At 38.1% G+C, this 13,447-nt stretch carries 13 protein-coding genes and 1 other RNA gene; 3 read left to right on the forward strand and 11 right to left on the reverse strand.

The window, feature by feature from the left end:
- Nucleotides 1–333 precede the first annotated feature (333 nt).
- Nucleotides 334–1,353 carry a bifunctional 3,4-dihydroxy-2-butanone 4-phosphate synthase/GTP cyclohydrolase II gene (locus ATCC51562_RS07120; protein WP_035167554.1) on the forward strand — a complete coding sequence of 340 codons (1,020 nt, stop codon included), beginning with the start codon at nucleotides 334–336 and terminating at the stop codon, nucleotides 1,351–1,353.
- 47 nt (nucleotides 1,354–1,400) lie between these two features.
- Here the strand turns inward: ATCC51562_RS07120 and panB are convergent, their stop codons facing one another.
- Nucleotides 1,401–2,210: a 3-methyl-2-oxobutanoate hydroxymethyltransferase gene (gene panB / locus ATCC51562_RS07125; RefSeq protein WP_021091824.1), complete on the reverse strand. Its 810-nt coding sequence runs from the start codon at nucleotides 2,208–2,210 to the stop codon at nucleotides 1,401–1,403.
- Between the two features lie 86 nt (nucleotides 2,211–2,296).
- Between panB and ATCC51562_RS07130 the strand changes: the two genes are divergently transcribed.
- Together ATCC51562_RS07130 and ssrA are read left to right on the forward strand one after the other, a co-directional pair.
- Entirely contained in the window at nucleotides 2,297–2,701 is a 405-nt protein-coding gene (locus ATCC51562_RS07130; protein WP_035167557.1) for a histidine phosphotransferase, read from the forward strand.
- 26 nt (nucleotides 2,702–2,727) lie between these two features.
- Nucleotides 2,728–3,086: a transfer-messenger RNA gene (gene ssrA / locus ATCC51562_RS09570) on the forward strand.
- A 49-nt stretch (nucleotides 3,087–3,135) separates the two neighbouring features.
- Here the strand turns inward: ssrA and ATCC51562_RS07135 are convergent.
- The 10 genes from ATCC51562_RS07135 to phsA all read right to left on the reverse strand — a co-directional run bounded on the left by ATCC51562_RS07135 (nucleotide 3,136) and on the right by phsA (nucleotide 13,445).
- Nucleotides 3,136–4,023 (reverse strand): cache domain-containing protein, encoded by an 888-nt coding sequence (locus ATCC51562_RS07135; RefSeq protein WP_021091618.1) that lies wholly within the window; start codon nucleotides 4,021–4,023, stop codon nucleotides 3,136–3,138.
- Complete coding sequence (locus ATCC51562_RS07140) at nucleotides 4,016–4,387, reverse strand: HIT family protein (RefSeq protein ID WP_021091771.1); 372 nt, start codon at nucleotides 4,385–4,387, stop codon at nucleotides 4,016–4,018. Before ATCC51562_RS07140 ends, ATCC51562_RS07135 begins: the two co-directional genes overlap by 8 nt.
- Nucleotides 4,388–4,401: 14 nt before the next feature.
- Nucleotides 4,402–5,442 carry an AI-2E family transporter gene (locus ATCC51562_RS07145; RefSeq protein WP_021091758.1) on the reverse strand — a complete coding sequence of 347 codons (1,041 nt, stop codon included), beginning with the start codon at nucleotides 5,440–5,442 and terminating at the stop codon, nucleotides 4,402–4,404.
- A 216-nt stretch (nucleotides 5,443–5,658) separates the two neighbouring features.
- On the reverse strand, nucleotides 5,659–6,738 hold the full coding sequence (locus tag ATCC51562_RS07150; RefSeq protein WP_021091719.1) for a hypothetical protein: 1,080 nt from the start codon (nucleotides 6,736–6,738) through the stop codon (nucleotides 5,659–5,661).
- A gap of 23 nt (nucleotides 6,739–6,761) precedes the next feature.
- Nucleotides 6,762–7,772 (reverse strand): Holliday junction branch migration DNA helicase RuvB, encoded by a 1,011-nt coding sequence (gene ruvB, locus ATCC51562_RS07155; protein WP_009294236.1) that lies wholly within the window; start codon nucleotides 7,770–7,772, stop codon nucleotides 6,762–6,764.
- Between the two features lie 49 nt (nucleotides 7,773–7,821).
- Nucleotides 7,822–8,928 carry a sensor histidine kinase gene (locus tag ATCC51562_RS07160; RefSeq protein ID WP_021091804.1) on the reverse strand — a complete coding sequence of 369 codons (1,107 nt, stop codon included), beginning with the start codon at nucleotides 8,926–8,928 and terminating at the stop codon, nucleotides 7,822–7,824.
- Nucleotides 8,912–9,580: a response regulator transcription factor gene (locus tag ATCC51562_RS07165; protein WP_021091644.1), complete on the reverse strand. Its 669-nt coding sequence runs from the start codon at nucleotides 9,578–9,580 to the stop codon at nucleotides 8,912–8,914. Before ATCC51562_RS07165 ends, ATCC51562_RS07160 begins: the two co-directional genes overlap by 17 nt.
- Nucleotides 9,581–9,670: 90 nt before the next feature.
- Complete coding sequence (gene nrfD / locus ATCC51562_RS07170) at nucleotides 9,671–10,606, reverse strand: NrfD/PsrC family molybdoenzyme membrane anchor subunit (protein ID WP_021091559.1); 936 nt, start codon at nucleotides 10,604–10,606, stop codon at nucleotides 9,671–9,673.
- On the reverse strand, nucleotides 10,599–11,162 hold the full coding sequence (locus ATCC51562_RS07175; protein ID WP_021091584.1) for a 4Fe-4S dicluster domain-containing protein: 564 nt from the start codon (nucleotides 11,160–11,162) through the stop codon (nucleotides 10,599–10,601). Before ATCC51562_RS07175 ends, nrfD begins: the two co-directional genes overlap by 8 nt.
- Nucleotides 11,163–11,171: 9 nt before the next feature.
- Nucleotides 11,172–13,445 carry a thiosulfate reductase PhsA gene (gene phsA, locus ATCC51562_RS07180; protein ID WP_021091605.1) on the reverse strand — a complete coding sequence of 758 codons (2,274 nt, stop codon included), beginning with the start codon at nucleotides 13,443–13,445 and terminating at the stop codon, nucleotides 11,172–11,174.
- Nucleotides 13,446–13,447 lie beyond the last annotated feature (2 nt).

Here is a 13,447-nt window from a genome sequence, read left to right on the forward strand (position 1 = left end):
GTTCAGTTGGTTAGAATGCCGCCCTGTCACGGCGGAGGTCGCGGGTTCGAGCCCCGTCCGCTGCGCCATCTTTCATTCTTTGACTTTTATTTTTCCTAGTTACTGAAATTCTTAGAAATAGTGTATTTTATTAAAATTTATGCTTTAAAAATCTATGCATAAGACAAATTAAAAAATAAAACCTAAGTTATCACCACCAAATCGCATATATTTAAAAATAAATCTTTTTCTAAAATTTCTAAATAATTGATACAAGACAAATTAAAATTAATATTTTTATCTCTAAGTTATCAAAAAATCAATATAATCGTAAAAATTTAATAAGGGAAATTTATGGCATTTGAAAATGTATTAAAAGCGATTGAAGATATAAAAAATGGCAAAATGGTAATTATGGTCGATGACGAAGACCGTGAGAATGAAGGAGACTTGGTCTTTTCAGCGGCAAGCAGCGATATGCAAAAGGTAAATTTTGCGATCACTCATGCAAAAGGTGTGCTTTGCCTTGCAATGGATGAAGCAAATGCAAAAAGACTTGATTTGCCGCTAATGGTTTCTAAAAATACATCTAGTCATGAAACCGCATTTACTGTCACAATTGACGCAAAGGAAGCAACGACAGGCGTAAGTGCTTATGAGCGAGATATGACGATTAGACTTGCTGCTAGTACTGATTCAGTGCCTGAAAATTTTGTAAGGCCTGGGCATATATTTCCGCTTATTGCAAAAAAAGGTGGTGTCCTCGTTCGTACAGGTCACACTGAAGGATCAGTTGATCTTTGCAAACTCGCTGGCGTTAGTCCAATGGCAGCGATTTGCGAGATCGTAAAAGAAGATGGCACAATGGCAAGACGTGATTATTTGGAGGAATTTTGTAAAAAATTTAACCTAAATATGATAAGCGTTTCTGAATTAGTAGAATACAGACTTAGCCACGAAAGCTTAATAGAGGTTTCGCCCGCAAAGAATGTAAAAATCTGTGGTTTTGAAGCAAAAAGATATGACATAAAAGATCACGAAAATAAAAATCACGCTGCCTATGTTTTCGGAGAGATAAAAGCGCAAACTAATGTAAAATTTCAAAAAATAAGAAAAGATCATGAGCTTTTAAGTGGAGATAAATTTGATAATTTATTAAAGGCATTGGATTTTTTAAGTAAAAATGGCGGAGTGTTGCTATTTTTAGACAGCAATAAAAGCGATGCAAGCTCACAAAAAGATTATGGCATTGGGGCACAAATTTTAAAGTATTTTGGCATAAGCGAAATTGAGCTTTTAAGCTCAAATAAAAATAAAGAATTTGTAAGCCTTGCAGGTTTTGGTCTTGATATAAAGGGCTATAAAGAAATTTAAATAGATAGCCTTTTGGCGCTTTTTATTTAACGCGGATATTAATCATCCTAATAGCAAAATTCTTCACTTGGGAAAATTTTGCCTTTTACATCATTTGCGTAGGATTGCACGCTCTTTCTTACAATATCCGCTCCATCAAGATAGCGTTTTACAAATTTTGGTTTAAAGTCTTCAAAAAACCCAAGCATATCAGACCATACAAGCACTTGTCCATCGACGTTTACTCCAGATCCGATACCAATAACTGGTACATGAACTTGCTTTGTTATCTCGCTAGCCACACTACTCATCGTACCTTCAAGCAAGATACCAAACGCTCCAGCTTGCTCAAATGCCAAAGCCTCTTCAACTAGCCTTTTTGCCTCTATCTCGCTTCTGCCTTTTATCTTATATCCACCTTCAAATTTATAAAACTGAGGCTTTAAGCCAATGTGAGCCATAACGTTTATGCCCTCTTCACAAAGGCGCTTTACTAAATTTACTTGGTGCATGCCAACTTCGAGCTTTGCCGCATCGGCATTTGTCTGTTTAAAAAATTTCATCGCATTTTTTATTGCTTGCTTTTCATTTGTGTAGCTACCAAATGGCATATCAGCCATGATAAAAGTATTTTTAGCTCCATTACAAACTGCCTTTGTATGATAAAGCATGGCGTTCATGTCCGCACTTATCGTACTTTCTTGCATATTAAAACTCATATTTAAGCTATCGCCAACCAAAATAATATCAGCATAATCATCAAAAAGCTTAGCAAATAGCGCATCATAGGCAGTTATCATTACAATAGGCTCAATGCCTTTTTTATTTTTTATATCATTTATGCTTAGTTTTTTCTTCTGAGTTTTTTCATTTTTCATTGCAAGCTCCAAGGATTTTTAGCTAAAAGGCTAACAATTTTATCAAATTTTTGCTACAATTACGCCAATTTCTTAAGGACATAAAAATGGGTATATTAAAAAGGCTTGAAATAGATTACTCTTATGATATAGTTGAAGAATTTTTATCTCACTATGCTTTAATGTGCGATTTACTCGAGCCTTTGATAATAAATTTAGGAAGAGCTGATAAATATAAAGATAGTATCTTAGAGCTTACTAGGATTTTTCATAATATTAAATCAGCAGCAGGGTTCATGCATCTTGATCCGATATTAAAGCTTACAACTTTAGCTGAAGAGATAACTCAAGAGGCAAGAAGTCTAAAAGGACCAGCAAATGATAAATTTATAGATTGGTTGCTGCTTATTAGCGATCAGTTTAATAAATATAAAGATGATGTCGAGAACGATTTTGAATATTTTAGCGTTCTTGAGCCAAAAATCATTGATGTGCCTGCAAAACTTAACTAAATAATTCACTAACCATTTTATTTTTTGGGAGCGACTTGGCTTCGACAGGAGCAGAGTGTGTACGGTGGCACGTCGCTTTGAGCAAAGCGTAAAAAGCTCAAATTAAATTTAAACGCAAACAACGTTAATTTCGCTCCTGCTTACGCTAAAGCTGCGTAAGTTCAGTTGAGCCTTGCTTAGTCTAATTCTAGCTAGGACAAAAGCAAGTAATTTAGCTAGAGTAGGCTCGTAAAGTGACTGCTTGCTAGCTGAAATTTTAGTCTTAGTCTAAATTTTGGTTTTGGAAAGTGAGCCTTTTTAGATGAAATTTTCACTTTTGCTAAGCGTGTAGAGGCTGTATACATTTTGTTTTTGGACAGGGGTTCGATCCCCCTCGCTTCCACCATTCTTTTTATTTACACTATAAATACAAAAATTTATCAGATAAATAGAATCTAAAAGAGTTCTTCTGACTCAAAATAATTTTGTGAAATATTTTGCTCTTTTTCATTAGTATTTACATGAAGCACATAATAGCCTATCTGTGTGTTGCTAGCGTCTATTAATGGTACCACGCAAAAGTAGTGCGTTTTATAAACGTAAAATTCATATTCTTTAAAATTAATATCACGCAAAAAACCTACAATATTTAAATTTGCACTGCTTAAATTTTCGATGTAGTAATCATTTAAAATTTGATTACTTGGAATGCTTTTACGAGATGGCATCTTGTCTTTTGCCAAAAGAACAAATAGATCAATTCCTTGCTTTTTAAAATAATTTCCAAGTGAGTCAAAATTTAACAAAACCTCGATGTTGCCAATAATTTTACCATCACGTATTACGTTTGAGACAGCCCTTATATGCGTTCCAGCATACCACGCCTCGATGCCGACCATGGGCTTGTTTTGATGCCTTGACTCTTGCACTAAAAACCTACTACTAGCGATCATATCGCCATATCTGTTTAGATCCCAACTCCTTACATAGCTTTTTAGATCTTTATCATAAATATGAAGCTTAATGTTGTTATACATCAATGCTGCGCCAAGGGTTTTGGTTAAATTTTCGATATTTTTTATACATTCATCGCGACTTTGCCCTAGCAAGCACATTTGTATAGACTCATTTTGAGCAAGCAAGGTAGAGATCGCCATTGATGAAAATTTCTCATCATCTATACTTTTATTAAGCTGTTTTACCTGGTAATCAAAAAAGACTCGCATATTATTTTGCATCTTTTCAGCCATATAAGAGCTATAAAGAAAGTAAAAAAGCCATCCAAGTACTATGATAAAGATAAAAACGATATAGACATTAAGATATTTTTTATATTTATTCAAAACTAGCCCTTAACTTTTCTTCTAAAAATTTTGCAAATTTATCAAATTCTGGTAATGCAAGCTCGCTTTTTCTTTTTGGATTAGCCCAAACACTATCTGGGAAAAATGCGTCATCACTAAATCTAGCAATGACATGAATATGCACGTGTGGCACGTAGTTTCCAAAGCTTGCAATGTTTATTTTGGTTGGTTTATAAAACTCAAGCATAGCCTTTTCGCTTATAAGCATCGCCTCAAAAAGCCTTGCCCTACTCGCTTCATCGCAATCGCTTAGCTCACGAAATGGCTTAATGGTAAAAATTTTTATCCATGGAAGTTCGTTGTCTTCACGCTCGATTTTTATAAATTTATCTTCATAGATCATATTTGTTCCTATTTTTATACGAAATTTCTCTCTCTTAAAAGCGTATAAAGCTTGATAGTCGAGATAAAAAATGTCACGATCGCTGGTCCAAGGATCACGCCCCAAAACCCAAATGTCGTGATACCTGCAAGCATCGCAAAGAATATAAGAAGCTCATTTATCTTTGTTGGTATTTTAACCAGCTTTGAGTTTATAAATTTAATAACAAGTGGTTTTAAAAGCGTATCAGCTGCAAATGAGATCACTACGATCGTATAAATTGCGATAGTTATCGCTGCTGCTGTGTTGCCATTTGCAAACTCATAAATACTAATAGGCGCCCATGCCAAAATACCGCCAACAACTGGAATAAGCGAAGCAAAGCTAAAAAAGATGCCAGTTAGCACGCCATCATAGCCGTAAAAGCTTGTGACAATAGCAAATAAAAAGCCTTGGATTATCATATTTGCAATGGTTGAGTAAAAAACGACACTCATCACGTTGCCAACTTCGCTTAAAATAGACTCTGTATCATCTTGCTTTAGCGGAAGTGCATATTTTAGATAGCTGATGAGTTCATTGCCATAAAGATTGCAAAAGAAGAAAAAGACCAAAATAATAATCATATCAACGCCAAATTTAAGGCTTAACTTACCCAGGCTTGCAAGATTTGCCGCAATTTGAGAAAAAAGCATTTTAATATCAAGTCCGCCGATAAATTCTTTTATCTTTGGCTCTAAAAAATTTATCGACTCAGGCATCCTAAAATCATAATTTTTGATAAATTCGATAGTCTTTGTGACATTGTTTATATCAAAGCCAGCTGCGTATTTTGCGATCTCAACTACCGCATAAAGAAGTGGGGCGATAAATAAGCAAAGAAGCACAGACGTGGTAAGAGCTGATGAAAGCGTCTTGCGGTTTTTAGTGAGCGATAAAAATGCGATTTGGACATTTGAAACCGCGACAGCAAGCAGTGCAGCGATAAAAATATCAAGCAGATATGGTTTAAAAAGATAGACCACTAAAGCCAAAGCACAAAGTACAAAAATTCCAAAAAATAGTCTATTGTTCATCTTGCTCCCTTAAAATGGGGTAATTATAGCAAATTTATCAAAGCTGCTCATTTGCTTCCCAAATTTGCTCAATCTCTTTGCCATCAAGCTTGCAAAGCTAGCAAGTACGGCTAGGCTTTTGGCATTTTTAGCATGCTACTGGCGCTTAGTAAATTTAGATAAATTTATAGTTTTACGCAAAATTTCTAGCTCAAAAGCTCCTACAAATTTAGACTTTTACGTGCACTGAAAATTTGCCCCGACGATCTCGCATTCATCACATATTTGAACATATATAGTTCCCTCGCCATCTACTAGACTTCCAAGAGGAATTTGTGCTAGATATTTCATGCTTTTGCTACATTTTGGACATTTTAAATACTCAGCATCTTGCTCCCACTGTGGATATCCACCAAGCAAAATTTCACTATCTATCATATACGAGTAGTGAGCGCAAACCTCGCTGGCTAGCTCAAAATTTTGCCCATCAAGCGTTGCCACAGCATCTCTTAAATAGTCCTCACTCTCACCCTCGCCTACTACCTCTGTTTGCACATTATTGCCATCATTTTGGCAAAAATACTGCACAAGGACAACGCATGTTGGGCAAAATTTAAGCACAGCATCGTTTTTAAGCTCTAGCCCAAGTCGCTTTAGACTCTCTTTTTTGATGGTGAATTCCAGCATCTCACCGCTACAAAATTTACATTTTTCATCGCTCAGTGCTTTAAATTTAACGTCTGCATCTGCGTTTTGGCTTGGCTCACATGTAAAACACCTATCAAAAACTAGGCTTTTTCTCTTACCACTCTCGTCAAAGCTCCAGCCAGCAACCTGAGCGTATGCATCAGTATCGACGTGAAGCTTTGCCTTCCAAGGCTTTGGCGCATTATAGAGCTTAAAAAATAGCTCCCTCACCACCTCATCGCCCTGCCATGCAAGTGCACAAAGGATGTGATTTATTTTTACGATATTTTCAGCGCCATTAAGCCTATTTATGAGCTCATCTCTCACGTCGCTTGGGGCGTTTTTGTAAATTTCAAATGGGTAGTATTCACGCTCTTTTGTCACTTCTCTTATTATCTGCTCGTCGCAAATGCCATGCAGGTAGAAAATATAGACAAGATCGCTATAAATTTCATCGTATTTGCCTATCTCATCTGTGTGAGCTAGGACATTTTTTAGCTTTTGTTTGATCTCATCTTCGCTTAAACCTTGATAAAACTCCAGCTTCTCTTTTTGCCTGCAATCATAGCAGATCCCATCAAAGTAAATCGTCCTTTGCTTGCACTTAGGACAAAGATGTGGCTCGCTCATTTTTGCTCCAAATTTAAATTTCGCTACTCAAAAAGCCCTTTTTCGATGTCGATCTTGACGTTAAAGGTCTCAAAGCACTTCGCACTAGCGATCCTGCCCTTTGCGGTGCGCTCGATAAAGCCATTTGCAAGCAGATATGGCTCGATGACGTCCTCAACCGTGCCCTCATCCTCGCTAAGTGCCGCTGCGATCGTGCTAAGTCCCATAGGACGGCGCCTTGCTTGCATCAAAATTTCTAAATACCTAATATCCATCTCGTCAAATCCAAGCGAATTTACCCCAAGCGCGTTAAGCCCCTCTTTTGCGCGCTCGTGGCTGATGATTAGCTCGTCATTTACCTCGGCAAAATCGCGAATTCGCTTTAATAGTCTAAGAGCGATCCTAGGCGTGGCACGTGAGCGTTTGGCGATCTCAAGCGAGGCGTTTTTGTCGCACTCTTTGCCAAGCTTGGCAGAGGCTATCTGCACGATACGGCTTAGCTCGCTGCTTGTGTAAAACTGCAGTCTAAAATCCATCCCAAAGCGGTCTCTTAAAGGCGCTGAGATCATGCCAGCACGCGTCGTTGCGCCAATAAGTGTAAATTTTGGCAGGTCTATCTTGATAGTCTGGGCAGCCGGCCCTGAGCCTATGATGATGTCTAGCCTAAAGTCCTCCATCGCAGGATAGAGCACCTCTTCGATAGCTGGGCTTAGGCGGTGTATCTCGTCGATAAAAAGCACGTCGCCCTCTTGTAAATTTGTAAGGATCGCTGCAAGGTCGCCACTCTTTTCTATCATCGGCGCTGCGGTCATTTTGATGCTTACACCCATTTCGTTTGCGATGATGTGAGCAAGGGTGGTTTTGCCAAGCCCTGGAGGGCCGTAAAATAGCACGTGATCTAGGCACTCATTTCGCTTTTTGGCTGCTTTTATAAAGACATCTAAATTTTGTTTTATCTTTTCTTGTCCGATGTAGTCTTCAAATTTTGTCGGTCTAAGCGAGACTTCAAAGTCATTTTCAAAGCTTACTTTTTCGATTTCAACGATTCTATCCAAAGTTTTTCCTTCTAAATTTAAGGCTTCATTTTACGCTTTTATGCTTAATTTAAGCTCGTTTAAATTTATAATAAAAGGTGCTGCCCTCGCCGTAGACGCTATCAACGCCGTATAAAATGTTATGTTTTTGGCAAATTTCACTGACGATATTTAGCCCAAGGCCAAAGCCGCCTTGGATTTCATCCTCTCTTACATAACGTTTCCAGACCTTTTTGACGTCCTTTATCCCCTTGCCAAAGTCCTGCACGCTAAGATTTATGCGGTCTGCTTCAAGCTCTAAATTTACTATTATCTCGCTCTCTTTTGGGCTGTATTTTATGGCGTTTGTGATGGTGTTATCGATGATGCGCTGAGCTTCGACCTTGCTTAGCATAGTAAATGCATCGCCTTCTAAATTTGTCTTTATCTCGATGTGTTTGACATCGGCCACGCTTGAGAGAAATTTCACTCGCTCTATTATGTATTCGCCTAAATTTAGCCGCTCAAGTGGGAATTTTATATAGCCTCGCTTTATGAAGTATTCGACATCTTCGTAGGTTATTTGCATCTGTTTTAGGGCATTTTTGATACGGGTTATATACTTGTTTTCAAGTCCAAGCATCTCAAGGTTCATGCCAGCTACGCCAAGTGGAGTCTTTAGCTCGTGCATGGCGTCGTTAAAGAAGTTGTTCATATATTTTTGAAACTCTTTATAAGGCTTAACACTGCTTAGATATAAAAAATAGACGATAAAAAGCACCGCCACAAGGATGACAATGAGCATAAGTGCCGCTAGAAATATGCTTTTTTCATTATCAAGCTCTTTTTCAACGACAATGTAATAAGGCGTTTTATCCTTTATAAAAAAGCTTTTATAAAACAAGAAGCCATTTTCTTCAAGTGTTACAAATTTAAAGTTGCTTGGCTGCTTGGTAAGATTTGAAATAATTGGATTAAAATTTACATCATAGATTGCAAATTTATACTTTAAAGAAGGAGTTATATTTTCATTTTTTAAAAACGAATTTTTGATAATAGTTTCATGCTTCATCGCACCAAAAAGAGCTTTTGAAGTGCTATTTTTTTGGCTTAAATTTAAGATCACAAAGCTTTGAAAACAAAAAAGCGACATTATGACAAATGTCGCTATGATCTGGATCTTAAAGCTCTTGTGCATCTATCTTGTAGCCTATACGCCTCTTTGAAGTGATAAAGTCACTAGTTGTTTTGTTTCTTATCTTTAAAACGTGCATTCTAATATCAGCGCCTTCTATCTCTTTGTCATTCCAGACAAGATCTCTTAGCTCTTCCATACTGACGTAAGAATTTAGATGTGAAACTAGACACTCAACAAGTGCGACTTCTTTTGCACTAAGATCGACCATTTTGCCGTTTTTAAATAGCGCACGCTTGTTTAGATTAAAGCTAAACTCGTCATTGATCTTTACTATGTTTTTATCGTCAGTTCCATAGTATTTTCTCATAAGCTCAGTTACTCTAAATTTAAGCTCAGCAAGCTCAAATGGCTTTTTTAGGTATTCGTTACAGCCAAGCTCGTAGCCAATCGCCATATCGCCTATATCAACTAAAGATGTTGTTATCATGATAGGAGCGTTTGGATTTAAACTCCTTATGTATTTGATAACCTCATGCCCATTTACGCCAGGGACTTTTATATCAAGTATAAAAAGATGATAGAAATTTTTCTCTATCAGATCACACGCTTCTTGGCCATCGCTTACAGCTGTAACTTCATAACCAAGCGTCTGCAAAAACTCACAGACGCTCTCTTGAAACCCTAAATCATCTTCTAAAAGCAAAATTTTCAAATCTCTCTCCTAAAAAATAAGTCTTATTAAGATTTAGCCCTATTGTAATATTTAATAGGTAAATTCAAAATTAAAATTATTTTTTAAGCATTAAATAAAAATTTGCCCCGCATAGACAATGTAACACCTTAGCAAAAAGACGCCACATATTACGAATAATGCGTTGATCACGGCAAATTCGCGTTTAAAATCATGCACCTTTAAAACGCTTAAGTCTAAAATGATAGGCAAAGCCATACCAAAACCAATGACACCAATATAAAACATCAGCCCAAGAGAATTTGCGCTAAGTGCGTTTGCTACGCTCTCTGCACCACTTGTGCTTGCACCTTTTACAACCATAAAAAGAGCAACTATGAGCAAAAACTCAGCAATAATCGCAAAAAAATCAAATTTTAATAAATAGTGTGCAATATCGTTTTGCCTTTTTGCCTTATCTTTTAGCACGCCAACAAGTAACGTAAATGCACCAGCACAGCTCAAGCCTGATACTAAAAATAATACCGGCAAGACTGATGTATTCCAAAGTGCGATCTTGTGAGCTGCACTTAGCAAAAAGCCTGTATATGCACCAACGCCAATGCCTAGGATAAAAAGTAAAATTTCAAGTAGGCTTGAAAGCTTGCTAGCAAAATTTGCAACCACGTCAAAAAGAGAAATTTTAAGCATTGCGATCTCGTTTTTAAATGCACCAACTGCATATATAACGCTAAGAGGCGTATAAACTAGAAGTAGCGCAACACCTATTGACATGACTGAGTCGAAGTTGTAAAGCAATAGTATCCAGTAAAAGCTAAGCGGTTTGCCAAGATCAAGCACCAAAAGAGCAAGTCCAAGAATGATCGCTAATGGAGCGACAAGAGTGGCTGCTTTAAAGTAATAATTCTCTTTACCATATTTTTTTGAAATGAGCACAGCAACGATGCTAGCACCCGCACTAAGTCCTGCTAAAAATAGATAAACGGCTATCGGCCAACCCCAGTAAATTTCAGAGTATTGAGCTAGGCTTCCTGACATGTTATTCATGGTGTGCTCCTTTTGTATTTGCGATCATCGCAAGTGAAGGTTTTGTGTTTAACTCCGCTTTTGGCAAGTAGTATTTACTCTCTTTTAATTTCTTTGAAATTTTAGAGTTTTCATCATTTACGTCGCCAAAAGTTAGGGCATTTGTAGGGCAGACGCTAACGCAAGCTGGCTCTTTGCCCTCTTCTAGCCTACTCTCATAGCAAAATGTGCATTTGCCTATCTCACCATTTGGCAAGACGTAGCGAGCGTCGTATGGACAGGCCAGGATGCAGTACTTGCAACTAACACAAATTCTATGATCAAGCAGCGTCACGCCATCAGCTGTTTTAAAGCTAGCACCAGTTGGGCAAACCTCAACACAAGGTGCATCTTCGCACATAACACAGCTTTGACGCAAAAAGTCAGTCTTTAAATTTGGAAATGTCCCACTCATCTTTGCATGCACCTGCAAGCGGTAAAGTCCCCTTGGTACGTTGTTTGTACTTCTGCAAGCTACCGAGCAGCCTTGGCAGCCGATGCATAAATTTTCATCATGTATCATCATATATTTTTTCATTTTCTATCCTTACGCTTTACTTATGCTAACGCCAACATTTGTAACCATAGTCGCAGCCACTGGCCCTTCGGCTGGATTAAGAAGCACGCTTGTATTTAGTCCCACGTGATCTATACTCTTAAGAGCTGGAGTGATGTGCCCAAAGCCGTGATAGATAAAGAGTGTATCTTCCCTAATGCCCTCGGTCACCATGAGCTTGCCTTTTTGCTCGCCAAATTTATTTTTCACCACGACCATATCGCCATCACGTAAATTTTTACGTTTAGCTGTTTTTGGATTTATCCAGATAGGGCTATCACTCATAAGATCATGAAGCGACGGCACCGCCTGAGTATGTCCATTGGTATGAATAGGCGTTTTGCCACAAGTTAGACAAAGATCATGCCCGTCAAATGTATCCATATCTTTATCATTTAGCGCGCCATATCCTACAAACTGCGCTTCGACATCAGGCAAAAATAGCTCTATCTTGCCGCTTTTTGTTTTAAGCTTAGCCATATCATCCATTAGGCCATTTTCGCCTACGAATTTAGCAGCTACTGGATATTTAGCGATAAATTTATCGATCATGCCTTTTTCTCTAAACAAAATTCCCGGCTCATCCCACGTGATAAAGCCATCTTTTTCCAGCGTAGCAAGTAAATTTACATCTCCGCCAGCTTGTTGCATCCTAAACTCACGTATGTCGTTCCAAGTATAAAGCTCATCTATCTTCATGCGGCGTGCTAGCTCCCTAAAGATAAATGCCCCGTCTCTCGTGTCACCAACTGGATCAATAACTTTATTTCTTATCATATAAGCTGGTTTTAGACCTGACTTATCCTCTATGCCCTCGTCGCGCTCAAGGTAGCTACTCTCAGGCAAGATAACATCAGCGAATGTCGCCATATCGTTTAGATAAACATCGCTTACCACTATAAAATCAAGTTTCTTCATCGCCTCTATACTCTTCATCGTCTCAGCAACGTTTATTAGGTGATTAAAGCGGATGTTAAACCAGCCTTTTATGGCGTATGGTTTCTCGCTTAAGATAGCGTCATTTATATCCATCAAAACGCCATGTTTTCTACTTACAAATTTATGCCTACCAGTCTCGCCAGCAAAGTCTAGTCTAGTGACTTTTGGTACTTTAAATTTCTCATCTGGATTTTTAAGAACTGGGAATTTATCCTCGCCAACTAGCTTGTTAAAGGTTTTTGCATTTTTGCCACCAAAAAGACCACCTTTAACCTCCCAGTTACCCATCATCGCATTTGCCACCATGATGGCCTTTGTCCTCATATATTCAGCTTTTGTGGTGGTTGTCTTATGTCCAAAATCAAAAATAACTCTTGGAGCAGCTTTATAAATTTCATCAGCAATGCGTCTAACATCACTTGCTTTTATGCCAGTGATTGCCTCTTGCCATTCAGGCGTTTTGCCCTCTACACTTTTAACGATCTCATCAAAGCCAATTGTAAATTTCTCAATAAATTCTTTATCGTAAGTGCCATTTTGTATCCATGTATTTATGATAGCTAGAACAAAAGCTAGATCAGTGCCAGGTCTAACTGGTAGCCACTCATCAGCCTTTGAAGCCACCACGCTAAATCTTGGCTCAAGCACAAGTAGCTTTGTATCTTTTTTAGCTGCAAATTTAGCAAGCTTTTTAGCATCAGCTATGACGATGCCCTCAAAGAGGTTGTGGCCAAAATTTACAACATATTTTGCATTTGCAAAGTCTCTTTTTAGTTTAGCTATGCCGTACATCTGCTCGCAGACCATTTGATAGGTGATCGGACAGCACGAAAAATGTGAAAAGCAGTTTGGCGAGCCGTAAGCTGAGGCAAAATTTACCATTAGCTTATGTGTTTGCGAGCTTTTACAGGTAAAGACAAAGCTTTCAGGGCCATACTTTTGCTTTATCTCAAGCATTTTTGAAGCAACTAGATCAAGTGCCTCGTCCCAGCTAGCCTCACGCCACTTATTTTCTCCTCTCTCACCAACCCTAATCAAAGGCTTTTTGACTCTATTTTCGTCATAAAGCTGACTAAAACCAGAGCCACCTCTTGCACAAAGCGAAGTTGCCGTACCGCCAGCTTTTGGATTACCACTTAAGAAGCAAATTTTATTATCAACGACCTTTGCTTCGATGGGGCATCTTGAAGAGCACATCTCGCAAAAGCTACGGACGTACTTCTCATCTTGCTTTGCAGCATTTTCTAAAGCACCGCCCGGCAAGGATGATGCAACCATACTAACTCCAGCACCGAATTTTAAAAATTCTCGTCTATTTAAGCTCATCT

The sequence above is a fragment of the Campylobacter concisus ATCC 51562 genome (genome assembly GCF_000466745.1).
Taxonomy (GTDB): Bacteria; Campylobacterota; Campylobacteria; order Campylobacterales; family Campylobacteraceae; genus Campylobacter_A; species Campylobacter_A concisus_B.